The organism is Actinomadura sp. RB99 (genome assembly GCF_014706005.1).
Classification (GTDB): Bacteria; Actinomycetota; Actinomycetes; order Streptosporangiales; family Streptosporangiaceae; genus Spirillospora.
This window is the reverse complement of sequence record NZ_JABMCA010000045.1, coordinates 19751-38288: the sequence shown is the minus strand read 5'-3', so window position 1 is coordinate 38288 and position 18538 is coordinate 19751. Positions and strand designations below refer to the sequence as shown.

The window sequence follows — 18538 nt, the reverse complement described above, 5'->3', positions numbered from 1 at the left end:
TGCATATGCTCGGCGCCGGGCAGATATGTGTCATGACATAGAAATGGGGCCGCGATGCGCAGGATCAGGTTCTCCCGGACGCCCGCGTTCGACTTCGAGGCGCTGCGCGGGCTGTGGGCCGCGGCCTACGACGGCGGCGAGTTCGGCGAGGTCGCCGCCGTCATGGCACGCGTCCGCCGGGGCGGGTTCGAGTCGTGGTATCGGGAGTGGTCCGCGATGGCGGAACGGGTGGCGGCACGAGGACGCGCGTACGGCGAGCCCGTGTCCCGGGGCACCTCGCTGCTCAGGGCCGCCAACTACATGCGGCAGGCCGAGTTCTTCCTGGACCCGGCGGACCCGCGCCGCACCGCGACCGCGGCGGCCTGCCGCGACCTGTTCGACGCCGGGCTCGACGCCCTCGGCACGGACATCACCCGCACCCGCATCCCCTACGAAGGCGCCGACCTGGAGGCGCTCTTCATGCGCCCTGCGGACTCGGACGCCCGCACGGTGCTGGTCGTGCAGGGCGGTTTCGACTCCACGCTGGAGGAGCTGTACTTCATGCTCGGCGCCGCGGCCGTGCGGCGCGGCCACTGCGTGCTGATGTTCACCGGCCCCGGCCAGGGGTCAGCGCTGCGCGAGCACGGCATGCCGTTCATCGCCGAGTGGGAGCGTCCCACCCGGGCGGTGCTCGACTGGCTGTCCGGCCTCGTCGAACCGCGGCTCCTGGTCGGCGCCGGCATCAGCTTCGGCGGCCACCTCCTCGCCAGGGCCGCCGCCTTCGAACCGCGCTACGACGGCATCGTCCTGTACGACTACTTCCCCGGCATGCTCACCGCGTTCCTGCACAGCGTGCCCCGCCCGGCGCGCGGCGCGTTCCAGCGCATGCCGTGGTGGATGCGGCGCGCCGTCCCCCTGTACGGCCGGTTCGACGCGCAGGCCCGCTGGGGGATCGGCAACGCGCTCTGGACGTTCGGCGCCGGAACCCTGCCCGGCCTGATCGACGCGATGCGCCCCTTCGACGACGGCGCCTGGGCCGGCGAGATCACCGCGGACGCCCTCGTCCTGCTGGCCGAGCGCGAGCACTTCTACGATCCCGCGCTCGGCCGCGACTTCGCCGCCCGCCTCACCGGCGCCCGCTCCGTGCGGGTCCACACCTTCGCCGAGGCGGACGGCGGGCACCTGCACTGCCAGAACGGCGCCCTCCAGCAGGCGCACGAAGTGATCTTCGACTGGGTCCACGGCCTGGCCGCCGCCGCGGCGCCGCACCCCGCATGACTGCACGGACCGGCACCGAGACCCGCTCCGTGGTGGACATTCAGTGGTGAGCACGGAGGCGGCCCGCACTCCGGGTGCGGAACGCTGTGACCACGGCGATCGACCGGGAACGACACCGGCGAACGCGAGGAATCACCACTGAGGGAGCAGCTATGGCGGCCACGAAGGACAGCGGTTACGAGGGTTTCACGGCCGAGGAGCGGGCCGCGATGAAGGAGCACGCCAAGGAGCAGAAGAAGGCGGCGCGCCGCGCCTCGGAGGCCGAGAAGGCGGCTGAGGCGGAGCGGGACGTGCTCGAAAAGATCGCCGCGATGGACGACCCGGACCGCGTGATGGCCGAGCGGGTCCACGCCGTCGTCACGGCCGCCGCCCCCCAGCTCGCGCCGAAGACCTGGTACGGGATGCCCGCCTACGCGCTGGACGGCAAGGTCGTCTGCTTCTTCCAGAGCGCGGAGAAGTTCAAGGCGCGGTACGCGACGCTCGGGTTCAGCGACCTGGCGAAGCTGGACGACGGCCCGATGTGGGCGACCGGTTTCGCGCTGACCGAGGTGACGGAGGAGGTCGAGGCCCGGATCGCCGAGCTGGTGAAGCGGGCGGTCGGCTGACCGCGCCGCACACCGCAGGCGGCACGCGGGCGCCTGGGCGGCGCGGCCTCGCAGGCGGCTGGACGGCCCAGGCTCGCGGACGGCTGGGCGGCGCGGACGGCTGGGCGGCGCGGGCTAGCTGACCGTCATGGGCGCGAGGCCGAGGTCGGCGAGCGCGGCCTGTCCGGCGGCGGCGGGCTCGCCCCCGGCGAGCACCAGCGTGCGGGCCGCCTGGTAGCGGCAGCCGGCCGCCTCGAACGCCGCCGCCGCGGCGAGCTGGCGCGGCACGTCGCCGTCGAGCAGCGCCTCCGCCCGGTCCACCTGGGCGGAGGCGACCGGGTTGCCGGCCACCATGGTCCGGGCGGCGGCGATCCGGTCCCGGGCGGCGGCGTGCCCGGCGAGCACCGCCGCCTCCGCCCGCAGCGCCGCGTACCAGTGCAGCCACACCCAGCAGACCCACTTCCACACCTCGTCGGGCGCCGGAGCGACGCGTTCCAGCGCCGCGGCGGGGTCGCCGTGGTGGAGCCGGACCATGGCGTCGAAGACCGCGCCGTATCCGAGGCGGTGGTCCGCCTCCGGACCGGCCTCGTCGACGATCGCGAGCCACGCCTTCCGGGCGTCGGCGTCGCCGCGCAGGCCGTGGATCATCGCGACGGACGCGGCGGCGGGGCCGAGCGAGCGCGTCCGCAGCCGCCCGCTCTGCTCCCACGCGTCGCGGAACCGCAGGCTGCCGGCGAGGACCTCGGCGGAGTTCCCGGCGAACGCGTCCGCGACCAGCAGCCAGGACGTGGCGTGGTGGCCCGCCTCGGCCAGCAGCGGATGCCCGGCGAGGCGCCCGCCGAACCGGCGCGCGTCCGGCAGCTCGCCCACGCCGACGGCGGTCCCGGCGGCCATCGCGAGCGCGTCCATCAGCTCGTGGGTCTCCGCCGGCCCGGACGGCTCGGCCGACAGCAGGCCGATCCGGCGCCGGGCCGCGGCCGCCGCGCCGAAGGAGTCGCCCGCCCAGCTCAGGGCGCCGGAGAGCGCGTCGAGGGCGGCGGACTCCGCCACCGGGTCGCCCGCGCGCCGGGCCAGCTCGACCGCCCGCTCGGCCTCCCCGACCGTCTCCTGCGCGGGGTTCTCCGGATCCCCCTGGACGGAGCCGAACGCGTCCGCGAGCACCGCCGCCTCGGCCAGCGCGACGGCCGCCCCGGCGCCCGCATCATCGCCGGACAGCGCGCGCGCCTCCGCGAGCATGGCGGTCACCTCGTCCACGGGCGGGACGTGCTCGAACGAGCTGGAGAAGCGGTACGCGACGGTCGCGGCGGTCGCCAGGTCGCGTCCGGCGGCGACGGTGTCCCCGGCCCGGCGGGCGGACTCCGCGGCGGCGCGGTACAGGCGGAACATGTCGCCGTCCACGCTGCGGCACCCGGCGACGGCGGCGGCCTGCCGCAGGGCGGCGGCGGCCTCGGCGCCGTCCGTGAGCCCGGCGGCCTGCTCGAACCGCTGCTGCGCCTCGCCGAGCAGCGTGCGCGCGAAGGCCAGCTCGCCCATCGACCGGGCGAGACGGCAGGCGTCCGCCCTGTGCTCCGGCTGGTCGGACGCCCAGGTGAGGGCGGCTCGCAGGTCCTCGGCGACGGCGTCGAACCGGACGCGCCAGTCCGCGCCGCCGGTGCCGGACAGGGCGCCGGCGGCGTCCAGGCACCACGCCAGATGGCGCGACCGGACGTCCGCCGCCTCGCCCGCGCCGGCGAGCCGCTCCGTCCCGTACTGGCGGATCGTCTCCAGCGCGTGGTAGCGGGTGCCGGTCTCCGACGGCGCCGCGGAGAGCAGGCTCTGCTCGGCGAGGCGGCCGAGCCCGTCGACGACCGCGGCCGGGTCCAGCGGGCCGAACCCGGCGACGTCCGCCGCGGCCTCCGCGGTGAACGGCGCGACGAACACCGACACCCGGCGCAGCAGCGCCCGGTCCTCCGGCTCCAGCAGGTCGTGGCTCCAGTCCAGTACCGCCCGCACCGACCGGTGCCTGTCGTCCGCGCGGGACCCGCCGGTGAGGATCCGCAGCTGGTCGGAGAGCCCGGCGGTCAGGCCGTCCAGGCCGAGCGTCGCCCACCGCGCCGCCGCCAGCTCGATCGCCAGCGCCATGCCGCCGAGCCGCTCGCAGACGGACACGACCCCCTCGCTCACCGCCGGGCCCGGCGGCCACCCGACCGCCGCCGCCCGGTCCATGAACAGGGCCACCGCGTCCGACTCGTCGCCGCCCTCCCGCGACAGCGGCGGGACCGGCACCACCCGCTCGAACGGCACCATCAGCCGGGCGCGGCTCGTCACGAGCACCCGCAGCCGCGGGCAGGCGGCCAGCAGCCGCTCCACGAACGGCGCGACCCCGTCGCGCACGTGCTCGCAGTTGTCCAGCACCAGCAGCGCCCGGCGGTCCGCCAGCGCGGCCGGCACCGCGTCGTCGATGCCGCGTCCCGGCTGCTCGCCGACGCCCACGGCCGCCGCGACCGCCGCCCCCACCCGGCCCGGCTCGGTGATCGGGACGAGGTCGGCGAACCACACGCCGTCGGGGAAGTCGCCCGCCACGTCCGCCGCCACCGCCAGCGCCAGCCGCGTCTTGCCCACCCCGCCCGGGCCGGCCACGGTCACCAGCCGGTGCGCCTTCACCGCGCCGGCCAGCTCGCCGCGCTCCCGGACCCGGCCGATGAACGCGGTCAGCGGCGCCGGCAGCGCGGGCGCCGCCTGCGACTCCTCGGCGCGCGCGACCTCGGCGGCGTGCCGGGCGAGCGCCCGCCGGTCCGGGAGTTGCAGCTTGCGCAGCATCGACGAGACGTGCGACTCGACGGTGCGCACGGAGATCACCAGCCGCGCGGCGATCTCCGCGTTGCTGAGGTGCTCCCCGAGCAGCGCGAGCACCTCGGCCTCCCGGGCCGACACCGCTGGACTGGACACCGGTTCATTATCCGTGGTCGATTCCGTGACCGGCACGGAGGCGGCCCGCGCCCCGGCGGGGAGAGGCTGGGACCACGCCGGCCGGCCCGGCGCGACGTCCCGGACCGGCCCCGAACCCACGACCACCGGAGCGACCATGACCAGCCCTTCCGCGCAGGAGACCCGGCCCGTTCCCGAGCCCCGGTCCCGCGACCGGCGCCGCCGCGACACCGAGCACCGCCTCGTCCACGACGTGGACGTCTGGGTGGCGACCGCCTCGCCCGACGGCGTCCCGTACCTGGTGCCGCTGTCCTTCGACTGGGACGGGGAGGCGCTGCTGATGGCCACCCCGGCGGACAGCCCCACCGGCCGGAACCTCGCCGCGGCCCGCACCGTCCGGCTCGGGCTCGGCCCCACCCGCGACGTCACCGTGATCGACGGCGACGTGGAGGCCATCGACCTGGACGCGCTGCCGCGCGAGCGGGCCGACCTGTTCGCCGAGCGCACCGGCTTCGACCCGCGCACGTCGGCGGGCGCTTACCGCTGGTTCCGCGTCACCCCCCGCCGCGTCCAGGCGTGGCGCGAGGTGAACGAGCTGGCCGGCCGTGACCTGATGCGCGACGGCCGCTGGCTGCCCTGACGCCGCTTTCCCGCACCGCGAACCGGAGGCCCGCCGTGACGCCGGGGATCGGTGATGGTGGGATCGTGGGGGGCGTCGGATCACGGGCCGGGCGGGCGGGAGGCCGGGGTTGAGCGGGCAGGAGAGCGGGTCGGGCGGGCAGGAGGCGATCGGCGAGGCCGTCGCGCGGACCGTCCGGGCGCTGCGGGCGGGGCACGGCTGGAGCCTGGACGAGCTGGCCGGGCGGTCCGGGGTCAGCAAGGGCGTGCTGGTCGGGCTGGAGCAGGGGCGCGGCAACCCCAACCTCGGCACGCTCATCCGGATCTCCGACGCGCTAGGCGTCCCGCTGACCCGGCTCGTGCAGGTGGAGGAGGAGCCGCCGGTGCGGGTGTTCCGCCCGGAACGGCACGTCGTGCTGTGGGAGGGCGCGAACGGCGGGACGGGCACGCTGCTCGCGGGCAGCGATCCGCGGCCGTCGCTGGAGCTGTGGCGGTGGGAGCTGCGGCCCGGCGAGGTCCGCGAGAGCGACGCCCACGTGCCCGGCACCAAGGAGATCGTCTACGTGGAGGCGGGCACGCTGACGCTCGGCGTGGACGGCCGCACCGACCTGCTGGAGGCGGGGACGGCCGCCGTGTTCGTCGGCGACCGCCCGCACTCCTACGGCAACTCCGGCGCCGACGACCTGCGCTTCGTCCTCGCCGTCCTCGACCTCTGACCGCCCGGCTTCGCCGCCGCGTTCGGGGTCAGGCGGAGAGGCGGACGGGCATGGCGAGGTAGCGGAAGCCGGTGTCGGACGGGGCGTCCGGGCCCGGCTCCTCGCCGTCCTCGCGGTCGGGGATGCCGGTGAGCAGGGCGGCCTTGGTGGGGCCGGCGCATTCGAGGCGGGCGTACTCGGTGTCGATGCCGGCCAGGCCGTCCAGCAGGTACTGCGGCGCGAACGCGATGTCGATGTCGTCGCCGGACAGCTCGACGCCGAGGCTCTCGTTGGCGCGGGCGGAGTCGCCGGCCGCGGCGCGGATGCGGACCTCGCCGGCGGTGAACCCGAGCCGGATCGGGGTGCCGCGCTCGGTGACCAGCGCGGCCCGCTTGATCGCCTCGACGAACGGCGCGGTGCGGATCTCCGCGACCGACGTCCAGTCGCCGGTGAGCCGGGACCGGTAGTTGATGTACTGGTCGTCGAGGAGGCGGCTGGTCATGCTGCGGCCGCCGCCGGAGACGCCGATCAGGGTGTCGGCGGCGCCGGTGAGGTCGAGGGCGACCTCGGCGCCGGGCCGGATCGCCTTGGCGGTGTCGGCGAGGGTGCGGGCGGGCACGACGACGCCGGCGGTGAACCCGGGCTCGGCGGGCGACCAGGTCAGCTCGCGGGCGGCGATGCGGTACCGGTCGGTGCAGGCGAGCCACATGGTGTCGCCGTCGAGGTCGATGCGGACCCCGGTGAGCATGGGGAGGGTGTCGTCGCGCCCGGCCGCCGGGACGACCTGGGCGACGGCGGCGGCGAACAGGTCGCCGGGAACGGTGCCGGCGCGGGTGGGCGGCTCGGGCAGCGTCGGGTAGTCCTCGACGGGCAGGGTGAGCAGGCCGAACTCGGCGGGGCCGCAGCGGACGACGACCTCGGCGCCCTTGGTGGTGAACTCCACGGGCTGCGCGGGCAGGCTCCGGACGATCTCGGCGAGGAGCCGGCCGGGGACGAGGGCGCGGCCGGGCTCGGCGACGTCGGCGTCCACCCGCGCGCGGGTGGACGCCTCGTAGTCGAATCCGGCGAACGCGAGCCCGCCGTCGGCGGTGGCCTCGACGAGCATCCCGGCGAGGACGGGCAGCGCGGGGCGTGCGGGCAGCGTCCGCGCCGCCCACGCCACGGCCTCGGCGAGCGTCTGACGGTCGACTCGGAACTCCACCTTGGTCTGCCTTTCCACGTTTCGCGTGCTCTCCGAGCACGGTAACTCCCGCCTCTGACAGAACGGTGGCCGCCCCGTCGAGGGGGAGTCCGTGCACGCGGCGGCGCGCGGTCGGCGGAGCGGGTGACTCAGAAGAGCGCGGCCTCGACGCTGCGGGTCCCGCGCTCGAAGTCGAGGAGGTAGCGCTTGCGGTCGAGGCCGCCGCCGTAGCCGGTGAGGCTTCCGGTGGAGCCCACGACGCGGTGGCACGGGACGATGAGGCCGACGGGGTTCTTGCCGTTGGCGAGGCCGACGGCCCGGGACGCGCTGGGCTTGCCGAGTTCGACGGCGAGTTCCCCGTACGTGGTGGTCTCGCCGTAGGGGATCTCCTGAAGGGCGGCCCAGACCCGTCCTTGGAAGGGGGTGCCGCGCAGGTTGAGCGGGAGGTCGAACTCGGTCAGCTCTCCGGCGAAGTACGCGGTGAGCTGCTCGGCGGTCGCGGCGAACGGTTCGTCCTCGGGGTCTCCGGGGGCGCCGAAGGACTCCTGTGGCGGACGGTGCCGCTGGTTCACCATGTACAGGCCGCATAGTGCGCCGTCTATGGCCACCAAGGTGAGCGGCCCGACGGGACTGTCCACGACGACGTGCGTCGGTTCCATGGGTACGTCTCCTGGTCAGTTGGCGGGGAGAAGGTTGATGGGGTGGTCGCTGGTGGCCCACAGGTACTGCACGGCGTAGGCGCGCCATGGACGCCACTGTGCGGCGTGCTTGGTGAGAGCCGCCGGTGTGGCGGGGAGGCCGAGTGCCTTGGCGGCGTTCTTGATGCCGAGGTCGCCCGGTATGAACGCGTCGGGGTCTCCCAGCGCGCGCATGGCGATCGTCTCGACGGTCCAGGGGCCGAAGCCGGGGAGGGCGTAGAGGCGCGTCCGGGCCTCGTCCCAGTCGCTTCCCACGCCGAGGTCGATCTCGCCGTTGGCGAGCGCGTCCACGAGGGTGGTGAGGGTGGTGCGGCGCGTCTTGGGGAAGGCGAGCGCCTCGGGGTCCAGTTCCGCGAGCGCGGCAGGGGTCGGGAAGAGGTGGGTGAGGCCGCCTCCCGGGTCGGTGATGGGGTCGCCGTGCGCGGTGACGAGGCGGGCCGCGTGTGTGCGCGCGGCGGCGACGGAGACCTGCTGCCCGAGCACGGCCCGGACGGCGAACTCCGGGGCGTCCATGGTGCGCGGGACACGGCGCCCGGGTGATTTGTCGACAAGCGGTGCCATGGCGGGGTCCGCCCGGAGCAGGTCGTCGACGGCCACGGGGTCGGCGTCGAGGTCGAGCATCCAGCGGCAGCGGCTGATCGCGATGGTGAGGTCGCGCAGGTCGCTCAGCGTCAGCGTGCAGGCGACGTGGTCGGGGCGCGGGCTCAGGGCGGCGATGCCGTGCCCGTGGGGGAGCCGCATGGTGCGGCGGAACGCGCCGTCCCGCCACTCCTCGACGCCGGGGACGGCGGTGGCGGTGAGGTGCCCGAACAGGTTGTCGGGGCACAGCGGCGCACGGAACGGCAGCCGCAGCGACAACGTCCCCGAGCCGGCGGGCGGGTGGCCCTTGGCGACGCGGTCGCGCAGCTGGGTCGGGGTGAGGGCGAACACCTCCCGGACGGTGTCGTTGAACGCGCGGATGCTGGCGAATCCGGCCGCGAACGCGATGTCGCCCATGGGCAGCGGCGTCGTCTCGATGAGCAGCCGCGCGGTCTGGGCCCGTTGCGCGCGCGCGAGCGCGAGCGGGCCCGCGCCGAGTTCGGCGTTGAGCTGCCGTTCGACCTGGCGGGTGCTGTAGCCGAGGCGTCCGGCGAGGCCGGGCACGCCCTCGCGATCGACGACGCCGTCCGCGATCAGCCGCATGGCGCGGGCGACGACGTCCGCGCGGTGGTTCCATTCGGGAGAGCCGGGGCTGGTGTCGGGCCGGCAGCGCTTGCAGGCGCGGAACCCGGCCTGCTGCGCGGCGGCGGCGCTGGGGTAGAACCGCATGTTCTCGGGCTTCGGCGGCACGACCGGGCAGCTCGGGCGGCAGTAGATCCCGGTGGTCACGACCCCGGTGAAGAACCATCCGTCGAAGCGCGCGTCCTTCGACTGGACGGCCCGCACGCACCTTTCCACGTCCTCGTGCATGCCTCCAGCATCACCGATGGTCAGGCATGTTCACTGGCGGAAAAGCGACATCATCCCTCGGGGGCGGGACGGCCCGCGAAGGCGTAGAGGACGACCCCGAGCGCGATCGCGGCGATGCCCGTCCATGCTACGGCTCCGGGCGGGTCAGTGGCGGTGAACAGCGGTTCCAGCAGGGCGACGAACACCACCTCGGCGGCCTGCGTGGCCTCCACGGCGGCGAGCCGCAGCGGGTGCCGGCGGACGCGGTGCGTCGCGGCGAAGAACAGCGACGTCGCGATCACGCCGGAGCTGACCGCGACGACCAGGCTCGCGACGAGCTGCCCCGAGGTCGGCGCCCCCGCCCGGGCGCCCCCGGCCGCGGCGACGGCGATCCAGAACGGCAGGCTGCCGATCGACATGGCCAGCAGCCGCTGGAAGGTGTCCAGGCGGGCCCCGGCCAGCTCCATCGTCCGGCGGTTCCCGACCGGGTAGGCGACGGCGGCGACCAGCACGACCGCGACGCCGCCCGCCGCGCCCGCGGACGTCCCGCCGTGCCCGCCGGCCTGGCTGAGGAACACCCCGGCGAGGATCAGCAGCGACAGCGCGGCGCCCCGGCCGGGGATCCGGCCGCGCTCGTCGGCGTAGAGCAGCGGCGCGAGGAGCATCCCGCAGACGATCGTGACCTGCCAGGTCGCGGCGACCGTCCAGCCGGGCGCGAGGTCGGCGGCCAGGCACAGCGGCGCGTAGAAGAGCCCGAATCCGACGGTGCTCCACAGCGTCCACGGGAGCGGGTCGGCGCGCAGCGCCCGCAGGACGGGCCGGACGCCGCCGCGCGCCCCGACGATCGCGAGGAAGATCGGCAGCGAGAAGAGGAAGCGGAGCGCGCCGGTCCACTCCCAGGCGCCGCCGCCGACCGCCATCATCCGGTTCGCGATGAACGAGGCGGAGAAGAACAGCGCGCCGAGCACGCCCAGGCCGATGGAGGCGGTCGCGCCCGCGCGGCCGGTCGCGTGCAGGGGGTGCGCGGGGGCCTCGGCGGTCACTGCTGGAACGTTCCTTCCCAGGGGCGGGTCCGTCCCCCGCGGGGTGGCCGTCGCGGTGTGGCCGCCGGGGGAGTTCGCAGCCAGACACTATCCGGGACCAAGGCGGGCGAACCCGGTCGGACCCCGCATGACGTCCCAGGTAATCGATCTCCGGCCGCCGGCACGGCACCGTAGAGATCACCGGGGCGGACGAACCCGGACGGATGACAGGAGAAGTGAGATGAGCGACGTTCAGCAGCGGGTCGAGCAGTACCTGGCCGCCTGGAACGAGACCGACCCCGCCGCCCGCCGCGCCGCGATCGACGCGCTGTGGACCGAGAACCCCGTCTACGTCGACCCGCTGGGCGTCGCCGAGGGCCGCGACGCGATCGACGCGTTCATCGGCGCCGCGCAGGGCCAGTTCCCCGGCCTGGTGTTCCGGGCGGCGGGCGCCGTCGACGCCCACCACAACGTGGCCCGGTTCACCTGGGAGCTCGGCCCCGAGGGCGGCGAGGCGATCGTGGTCGGCTTCGACGTGGCGACCTTCGACGACGACGGCCGCTTCGACCGCGTGACCGGCTTCCTCGACAAGGTCCCCGCCTGAAGGACGGGGATGGGCCGGGCACCCCGCGCCCGGCCCATCGCCTCGCGGCCCCCGCCGCGCTCAGAGCTGCCGGAGGGCTCCCCCGTCGACGGCCCATTCGGCGCCCGTCACCTGGGCGGACAGCGGCGACAGCAGGAACGCGATGACGCGCGCCACGTCCTGCGGCGCGCCGAGCCGCCCGGTCGGGAGCCGGCGCTCCTCCCGGACGAACCGGTCGATCGCCTCCTCCACCGGCAGCCCGTACTGCGCCGACAACTGCTCGGCGAACCCGCCCGGCTCGTCCCACAGCCGAGTGCGGGTGGGCCCCGGCGTGACGACGTTGGACCGGATGCGGCACCGGCCGAACTCCCCCGCCAGCGTCTTCGACACCGACAGCAGCGCCGTCTTGGACGCCGCGTAGTCGACCAGCGGGGTGTCGGGGAACCGCCCCGCCTCGCTGGACACGTGCACCAGGCTGCCCGCGCCCTGGTCGATCAGCGCGGGGAGCGCGGCGCGCGCCATCCGGACGGCGGCGTGGAAGTTCAGCTCGAACGTGGCGTGCCACTGGTCGTCCGTGACGTCCAGGAAGCCGATCCGCGCGTCGAGCGCCCCGGCGTTGTTGACGAGGCCGTCGAGGCGGCCGTGCCGGTCGAGCGCCGCGTCCACGATCCGCTGCGCGGCGGACGGGTCGGTGAGGTCGGCGGCGACGCCGTCCCCGTGCGGGGTGCGGGCGACGCCGACGACCTGCGCGCCCTCGTCGGCGAGGAGCCGCGCGGTCGCCGCGCCGATCCCGGCGGACGCGCCGGTCACGATGAACACCTTGCCCGCGAGTTCGAGATCCATCGGATTCGTCCCTTCCGGGGGTTCAGGAGCGTCCAGGGTTCAGGAGCGTCCGGGGGTTCGGGGGCGGCGCAGGAACAGCCCGACGAGGGCGCCGCCCGCGACCGCGATCAGCGCGTTGACCAGCGTCGCGGCGTGGACGCCGCCGAGGACGGAGGCGTGCGCGGTGGCGACGGCGCTCATCACCGGGATGCCGAGGGTGATCGCGACCTGCTGCGTCATGGTGGCGAGGCCGGTCGCGAGGCCCTGCTCGCCGTCCGGCAGCCCGGACGTCGCGGTCCCCATGAACGCGACGATCGCGACGAGGTTCCCGAACCCGCCGATCGCGGTCGCGGCGAGCAGCAGCGGCAGCGCCGAGCGGTCCGCGCCGAGGCCGAGCAGCGCGGCCGTCGCGGCGGCCTGCAGGACGAGCCCGCCGACGAGCGTCGCCCGGCCGCCGAACCGGCCCATGATCCGCGGCGCGGCGACGCCGCCCGCGAACGTCCCGGCGCCGAGGACGCCGAGCGCGAGGCCGGTGGTCAGCGGCGAGAAGCCGAGGACCTGCTGCAGGTAGAGGGTCATCAGGAACACCAGCGACGTCTCGGTGGCGAACGCCACGAACCCGCCCGCGTTGCCCCAGCTCACGCTGCGCCGGGTCAGCACGTTCAGCGGGGCGAGCGGGGCCGGGGAGCGCCGCTCGACCAGCACGAACGCGACCAGCAGGACGACGGCGGCGGCCAGCGCGACGAGGGCGACCGGGTCGGCCCAGCCGTGCTGCCCGGCGGTCGTGATCCCGTAGACGAGGGCGAGGAGGCCGCCGGTGACGGTGACCGCGCCGGGGACGTCCAGCCGCGCGCCGTCCCGCGCCCGGCTCTCGGCGACCAGCGCCGGCGTCACCGCCAGGATCAGCACCGCGACCGGCACGTTGACCAGGAACGCCCAGCGCCAGCTCAGCAGGTCGGTGAGCACGCCGCCGAGCACCGCGCCGACGGTGAACCCGGCGGACATCAGCGCGCCGCTCAGCCCGAGCGCCCGCGTCCGCAGCGGCCCCTCCGGGAACGAGGTGGTCAGCAGCGACAGCGCCGCGGGCGTCGCGATCGCGGTCGCGAGCCCTTGCAGAACGCGGCCCACCAGCAGCATCGCGGGGGACGCGGCGAGCCCGCCGACCAGCGAGCCGGCGGCCAGCAGCGCCATCCCGGCGAGCAGCATGCGGCGGCGTCCGGCCAGGTCGGCGACGCGTCCGAACAGCAGCGTGAACCCGGCGGCGGGCAGCGCGAACGCCGTCGCGATCCACTGCAGCTGCCCGAGGCCGAAGCCGAGGCCCTTGCCGACGACCGGAAGCGCGACGTTGAGGATGGAGAAGTCGATGGCGAGCATGAACTGCGCGCCGAGCAGCAGGGTCAGGATCAGCTTGTGCCGCGGGGACATCCGCTCGGGGGCGGTCACCGCGGCGCTCGTGAGAACGCTCATGGCAGCGACTCTCGCGCCGCGCCGCGCGCACACCCAGCCCCCGCCCGTTCGTACCACCGGCAGTAGCAGGATCACCGGATAGCCTCACCGGCATGGCGCGCAACACCGAACTCGGCGAGTTCCTGAAGTCGCGGCGGGCCCGGCTGCGCCCCGAGGACGCCGGGGTCGCCGCCTACGGGACCCGCCGCCGCGTCCCGGGCCTGCGGCGCGAGGAGCTGGCGCAGCTCGCGGGCGTGAGCGTCGCCTACTACATCCGGCTGGAGCAGGGCACCGCGGACGGCGTGTCCGCCGAGGTCCTCGACGCGATCTCGCGGGCGCTGCGGCTGGACGCCGTCGAGCACGCCCACCTGCACCGCCTCGCGCACCCGCCGCGCCGGCCCCGCCCGCACGCGCCCGCCCGGCTGCGCCCGCCGCTGCAGCACCTGCTCGACTCGATCACCCACGCGCCCGCGTACGTCGTCGGCCATTACACCAACGTCGTCGCGTGGAACCGGCTCACCGCCGCTATCTTCGTGGACCTCGCCAACGTGCCGCCGGACGAGCGGACCTGGTCGCACCAGATCCACCTCAACGCCGACTACCAGGCGCGGCTCGGCGACAACTGGCCCACGGTCGCCCGCCGCAACGTCGCCTACCTGCGCTTCCGTTCCGGGCAGGACCCCGACGACCCGCGCCTGCGCGCGCTCATCGACGACCTGCGCGCGCGCAGCCCGGAGTTCGTGCGGCTGTGGTCGGCGCACCACGTCACGGAGCTGACACACGGCGAGGCCCGCATCGACCATCCCGACGTCGGACGGCTCGTCCTGCCGTTCGAGACGCTGCACCTGCCCGGGGACCCCGAGCTCAGCCGGCTGATGCTGTACGCGGCCGAGCCCGGTTCGCCGTCGGAGGCGGCGCTCCGCAAGCTCGCCGAGACGTCCCGGCACCTGTCCAGCGCCGACCTCGCCGCCGCCACCGAGGAGTCCGCGGAAGCCGCCGACTGACCTCGGCCGGTTCCCGGCCCCGCTGGCGCGTGCCGGGGATCAGCTCATGGGGAGGCGGCGCGGAAGGCGGCGTCGCGGTCGAGGGTGGCGAGGGCGGTGTTGAGGAGCGCGACGACGGCGAACGCGACCGCGAGGGCCGGCCGGTCCACGCCGTAGAGCGCGAGCGCTCCGGCGCCGAAGACGACCGCCTTCACCAGCAGGACGAGCGGCAGCGCGACCTTGAAGCGGGCGCGGGGAGCGGCGAACATCCCCCACAGGACCATCGCCGCCACGGGCGTCCCGAGGCCGAGGACGACGTGCACGATCACGTTCCCGCCCGCGGTGAAGCCCCACCACGCCAGCGCGGCCAGCGCGGCGAGCTCCATGACGAAGGCCAGGCCCTCGTTCAGCACGTGCAACGGACCTGGTAGACGCATGGGGTGATCGTCCCATCGGCCCCGTCGCCGCCGCTACCCTGCTCGGTGTGGACGAGCGGACCGTGATCGGCTGGCGCGAGGACGGCCGGGACCGCTCGGCGCGGTGGCGGTCGGAGAGCGGCGCCGCCCCGCCCCGCCGTGTGGTGATCGCCGACGACGCGACGCGCGCGGACGAGGCGTACCGGCTGGCGTGCGAGGGGACGGCGCTGCTGTGGCGCGGCGACTTCCAGAACGCGCGGCAGTTGCTCACGGCGATGGCGCGGCGCGCCGACCGGACGCCGCGGAAACGCAAGCGGAAACCCGAACCGTCGCAGGTGCAGGCGTTCCACCTCTACCGGCAGGCGCGCGCGCAGCGCGCCCGTACGCTCGGCATGCTGCTCATCCCGTTCGAGCCTGGCCACACGATCCCCTTGCGGCGCGCACCGGACGTGGCGCAGGCGTGCACGGAGGCGTACGGGCCGGGCGACGAGCCTTACGTCATGTCCCTGCGGGAGCTTCTCGGCCTCATCGGCGCGCACGAATGGCGCGAGAAGGGCGTTCCGATCCCTGCGCTGGGAGGCGACCGCATCCACCCGCACTACGGGGTGTTCTCCCCTGTGCGGGGCGAGTACGTCGACCTGGTCGCGCAGGCGCCGCTGCCCGCGACCACGGTCGCGTTCGACATCGGTACGGGAACCGGTGTGCTCGCGGCGGTGCTGGCACGCCGTGGAGTGCAGCGCATCGTCGCGACCGACCAGGACCCGCGCGCGCTTGCGTGCGCGCAGGAGAACATCGAGCGGCTGGACGTCGCGAAACACGTCGAACTCGTCGAGGCCGACCTGTTCCCGGAGGGGCGCGCCCCGCTCGTCGTGTGCAACCCGCCCTGGGTTCCGGGGAAGCCGACCACGCCGCTGGAACGCGCCGTGTACGACCCGGAGAGCCGGATGCTCCGCGGTTTCCTCGCCGGCCTCGCGGACCGCCTGGAACCGGGCGGCGAGGGCTGGCTGATCCTGTCCGACCTGGCCGAACACCTCGGCCTGCGGACCCGCGACGATCTGCTGCGGCTGGTCGACGCGGCCGGGCTGGCCGTCGCCGGGCGCCTCGACACCCGGCCCGCGCACCCGCGCGCCGCCGACCAGGACGACCCGCTCCACGCCGCCCGGTCGTCCGAGACCACGTCGCTGTGGCGGCTCGTGGCCGCCCGGTAGGCGTCGCCGGTCACGCGTGGCTGCGGTGCGCGGTCTCGGGGCCGATGACGCGCAGGAGTTCGAGGGCCTCGATGCTGGCGGTGCCGGGCGGCGGGGTGAACACGAACACCCGCTGGTCCTCGGCCGGGGTGAGCAGGGCCTCGGTGTCGAACTCGATCGCGCCGACCTCGGGGTGCAGGACCTTCATGCGGCTGCTGCGGTGCACGGCGACCTCGTGCCGTTCCCAGAGCCGGGTGAACTCCTCGCTCGCGCCGTGCAGCCGTTCGACCAGCGCGGACGCGGCGGCGTCGTTGCCGCGGCGGGCCGCCGCGGCGCGCAGGTGCGCGACGTGCAGGCGGCTGTAGTGCTCGTGCTCCTCCTCGGGGTACGCCGACCGGACGAACGGGTCGGTGAACCACCGCCACACGATGTTCCGGTCCGGCTCCTCGACCGTGCACACGCAGCCGAAAAGGGCCTGCGCGAGGGCGTTCTGCGCGAGCAGGTCCCCGAGGTCGCCGATGATCTGCGCGGGCGTCTCGTGCAGCCGGTCCAGCAGGTAGAGCAGGCTCGGCCGGACGTGCTCGCCCGCGAACGGCCCGGCGGGCGGCCGGTGCCCGGCGAGGAGGTACAGGTGGTCGCGCTCGTCCGCGGTGAGGCGCAGCGCGCGGGCGAGCGCGCCGAGCAGCTGCACCGACGGCTGCGGGCTGCGGGCCTGCTCCAGCCGCATGTAGTAGTCCGCGGACATGCCCGCGAGCTGCGACACCTCCTCGCGACGCAGGCCCGGCGTCCGGCGGCGCGGCCCCGCGGGCAGGCCGACCTCCTGCGGGCGCAGCCGCTCGCGCGAGCGGCGGAGGAAGTCGGCGAGCTCCGTCCGGTCCATCTCCATGCCCCCATGATTCCGCCCCGGACGGCAGGTCAGAACGGGCGAGACTGGGATCGCTTGTCCTAGCCAAAGCGGTCCGCTCCTCATCGCGGACCGCCGGTGGCAGCGTCGAGAACGTCCGGACCCGATCCGGACAGGAACGACCCCCACCGAAAGGACGGCCGAAAATGGCGACGCTCACCGTCGGGAACGCCCGCGTGCCCTACCGCACCGAGGGCTCCGGGCCCGCGCTGGTCCTGGTGCACGGCGCCGGACCCGGCTCGGTCATGTGGGACGGGCTCCTCGACCGGTTCACCGGCCACCGCACCGTGATCCTGCCCGACCTGTCCGGCAGCGTCCCCGCCGAGGACGACGGCGCCCCGCTGACCATCGAGACGCTCGCCGAGCAGGTCAACGCGGTGATCGAGGACGCGGCGGCGGGCCCGGCCGACGTCGTCGGGTTCTCGCTCGGCGCGCCGACCGTCGCGGCCGCGGCGGCGCTGCGCCCCGACCTCGTACGGAGGCTGGTGCCCGTCGCGGGCCTGACCCACGCGGGCGACGAGTACGTCCGGCAGCACATGACCACCTGGCTGGCCCTCGCGGACGTCCCGGACGGGTTCGGCCGGTTCGCGACGCTGACCGCGTACAGCCGCCCGTTCCTCAACCAGATCGGGCACGACGCCGTCGAGGAGGCGAACGCGTTCATGCGGCCCACCGAGGGCCTGCTCCGGCAGCTCGACCTCGTCCGGCGGCTCGACATCCGCGGGCTGCTGCCGCGGATCACCGCGCCGACGCTGGTGGTCGGCGCGACCCGCGACCAGACGATCCCGGTCGAGAACCACCGGGAGCTGTTCGCGGCCATCGCGGGCAGCGAGTACGCCGAGCTGGACACCGGCCACGTCGTGATGGCGGAGCGCCCCGACGAGTTCGCCAAGCTCGTCCGGGACTTCCTCGACCGGCCGTGACCCGCCCGCCCGGGGCCGTCCAGCCTGGTGGTCCGGATACCAGGCTGGGCACGCCCTGGTTACGTCCGCCGCCGGCCGAGCACGATGGGATCATGCGTCCCATCGACCAGCAGACCATCCTGATCACCGGCGCGACCGACGGACTCGGCCGCGCCCTGGCCGGCGAGCTCGCCGCCGAGGGCGCGACGGTGCTGGTGCACGGCCGCGACGACCGGCGCGGCGCGGAGACCCTCAAGGAGATCGGCGGCAGGGCGTCCTGGTACCGGGCGGACCTGTCGTCGCTCGCCGAGACCCGCGCGCTCGCCGAGGCTGTCCGCGCCGACCACCCCCGGCTGGACGTCCTGGTCAACAACGCGGGCATCGGCACCGCGGGCCCGCGCCGCGAGAGCGCCGACGGCCACGAGCTGACCTTCCAGGTCAACTACCTGTCCGGGTACCTGCTGACCCGGCTGCTGCTGCCCACCCTGACCGCCTCGGCGCCGGCCCGGATCGTCAACGTCAGCAGTCTCGGCCAGACCGCCATCGACTTCGACGACCCGATGATCACCCGCGGCTACAGCGGGACGCGGGCGTACTGCCAGAGCAAGCTCGCGCAGATCCTGTTCACCATCGACCTGGCCGACGAGCTGGCCGGGACGGGCGTCACCGCGAACGCCCTGCACCCCGCCACCTACATGCCGACGAAGATGGTCGCCTCGCCGATCAGCACGCTGGAGGAGGGCGTCCGCGCGACGCACCGGCTCGTCACCGACCCGGCCCTCGACGAGGTGTCCGGCCGGTTCTTCGACGGGCTCCGCGAGTCCCGCGCGGACGGCCAGGCCTACGACCCGCGGGCGCGCGCCCGCCTCCGCGAGCTGTCCGAGCGGCTGACCGCGCCCTGAGCGG

At 75.2% G+C, this 18538-nt stretch carries 18 protein-coding genes; 9 read left to right on the top strand and 9 right to left on the bottom strand.

Going from position 1 to position 18538, the window contains the following annotated elements:
* Positions 1-54 precede the first annotated feature (54 nt).
* Positions 55-1257, top strand: a complete 1203-nt coding sequence (locus amrb99_RS32035; protein ID WP_190863137.1) for an alpha/beta hydrolase — start codon at positions 55-57, stop codon at positions 1255-1257.
* A gap of 152 nt (positions 1258-1409) precedes the next feature.
* Positions 1410-1862: a DUF1801 domain-containing protein gene (locus tag amrb99_RS32030; RefSeq protein WP_190863135.1), complete on the top strand. Its 453-nt coding sequence runs from the start codon at positions 1410-1412 to the stop codon at positions 1860-1862.
* Positions 1863-1976: 114 nt separating this feature from the next.
* Here the strand turns inward: amrb99_RS32030 and amrb99_RS32025 are convergent, their stop codons facing one another.
* Positions 1977-4769 (bottom strand): LuxR C-terminal-related transcriptional regulator, encoded by a 2793-nt coding sequence (locus amrb99_RS32025; protein ID WP_347256944.1) that lies wholly within the window; start codon positions 4767-4769, stop codon positions 1977-1979.
* A gap of 136 nt (positions 4770-4905) precedes the next feature.
* Here amrb99_RS32025 and amrb99_RS32020 point away from each other — a divergent pair, with 136 nt between their 5' ends.
* Positions 4906-5388 carry a pyridoxamine 5'-phosphate oxidase family protein gene (locus amrb99_RS32020; protein WP_190863131.1) on the top strand — a complete coding sequence of 161 codons (483 nt, stop codon included), beginning with the start codon at positions 4906-4908 and terminating at the stop codon, positions 5386-5388.
* 109 nt (positions 5389-5497) lie between these two features.
* Positions 5498-6082, top strand: coding sequence for an XRE family transcriptional regulator (locus amrb99_RS32015; protein ID WP_190863129.1), 585 nt, complete (start codon positions 5498-5500; stop codon positions 6080-6082).
* A 28-nt stretch (positions 6083-6110) separates the two neighbouring features.
* Here amrb99_RS32015 and dnaN read toward each other — a convergent pair whose 3' ends face one another.
* From dnaN to amrb99_RS31995, 4 genes are all read right to left on the bottom strand, one after another.
* Positions 6111-7262: a DNA polymerase III subunit beta gene (dnaN, locus tag amrb99_RS32010; protein WP_190863215.1), complete on the bottom strand. Its 1152-nt coding sequence runs from the start codon at positions 7260-7262 to the stop codon at positions 6111-6113.
* 128 nt (positions 7263-7390) lie between these two features.
* Complete coding sequence (locus amrb99_RS32005; protein WP_190863128.1) at positions 7391-7900, bottom strand: methylated-DNA--[protein]-cysteine S-methyltransferase; 510 nt, start codon at positions 7898-7900, stop codon at positions 7391-7393.
* A gap of 15 nt (positions 7901-7915) precedes the next feature.
* On the bottom strand, positions 7916-9388 hold the full coding sequence (locus amrb99_RS32000; RefSeq protein ID WP_190863126.1) for a DNA-3-methyladenine glycosylase 2 family protein: 1473 nt from the start codon (positions 9386-9388) through the stop codon (positions 7916-7918).
* A 50-nt stretch (positions 9389-9438) separates the two neighbouring features.
* Positions 9439-10410, bottom strand: a complete 972-nt coding sequence (locus amrb99_RS31995) for a multidrug resistance efflux transporter family protein (RefSeq protein WP_206700182.1) — start codon at positions 10408-10410, stop codon at positions 9439-9441.
* 220 nt (positions 10411-10630) lie between these two features.
* Between amrb99_RS31995 and amrb99_RS31990 the strand changes: the two genes are divergently transcribed.
* The gene (locus amrb99_RS31990; RefSeq protein WP_190863124.1) at positions 10631-10993 is read left to right on the top strand and encodes a nuclear transport factor 2 family protein; all 363 of its coding nucleotides are present in this window, start codon (positions 10631-10633) and stop codon (positions 10991-10993) included.
* A 60-nt stretch (positions 10994-11053) separates the two neighbouring features.
* On the opposite strand, the gene amrb99_RS31985 is transcribed toward amrb99_RS31990, so the two are convergent.
* Both amrb99_RS31985 and amrb99_RS31980 read right to left on the bottom strand, forming a co-directional pair.
* Positions 11054-11815: an SDR family oxidoreductase gene (locus amrb99_RS31985; protein ID WP_190863122.1), complete on the bottom strand. Its 762-nt coding sequence runs from the start codon at positions 11813-11815 to the stop codon at positions 11054-11056.
* 39 nt (positions 11816-11854) lie between these two features.
* Complete coding sequence (locus amrb99_RS31980) at positions 11855-13261, bottom strand: MFS transporter (protein ID WP_190863120.1); 1407 nt, start codon at positions 13259-13261, stop codon at positions 11855-11857.
* A gap of 92 nt (positions 13262-13353) precedes the next feature.
* Between amrb99_RS31980 and amrb99_RS31975 the strand changes: the two genes are divergently transcribed.
* Positions 13354-14244 (top strand): helix-turn-helix transcriptional regulator, encoded by an 891-nt coding sequence (locus tag amrb99_RS31975; RefSeq protein WP_190863118.1) that lies wholly within the window; start codon positions 13354-13356, stop codon positions 14242-14244.
* 44 nt (positions 14245-14288) lie between these two features.
* Here the strand turns inward: amrb99_RS31975 and amrb99_RS31970 are convergent, their stop codons facing one another.
* A complete protein-coding gene (locus tag amrb99_RS31970) occupies positions 14289-14660 on the bottom strand; it encodes a YrdB family protein (RefSeq protein WP_190863116.1) in 372 nt (123 codons plus the stop codon).
* Between the two features lie 47 nt (positions 14661-14707).
* On the opposite strand from amrb99_RS31970, the gene amrb99_RS31965 reads away from it, so the two are divergent.
* On the top strand, positions 14708-15847 hold the full coding sequence (locus amrb99_RS31965) for a methyltransferase (RefSeq protein WP_190863113.1): 1140 nt from the start codon (positions 14708-14710) through the stop codon (positions 15845-15847).
* A gap of 10 nt (positions 15848-15857) precedes the next feature.
* Here amrb99_RS31965 and amrb99_RS31960 read toward each other — a convergent pair whose 3' ends face one another.
* Entirely contained in the window at positions 15858-16712 is an 855-nt protein-coding gene (locus tag amrb99_RS31960; protein WP_190863111.1) for a helix-turn-helix transcriptional regulator, read from the bottom strand.
* 164 nt (positions 16713-16876) lie between these two features.
* On the opposite strand from amrb99_RS31960, the gene amrb99_RS31955 reads away from it, so the two are divergent.
* Positions 16877-17653, top strand: a complete 777-nt coding sequence (locus amrb99_RS31955; protein WP_190863109.1) for an alpha/beta hydrolase — start codon at positions 16877-16879, stop codon at positions 17651-17653.
* A gap of 92 nt (positions 17654-17745) precedes the next feature.
* On the top strand, positions 17746-18534 hold the full coding sequence (locus amrb99_RS31950) for an SDR family NAD(P)-dependent oxidoreductase (protein WP_190863107.1): 789 nt from the start codon (positions 17746-17748) through the stop codon (positions 18532-18534).
* Positions 18535-18538: the final 4 nt, after the last annotated feature.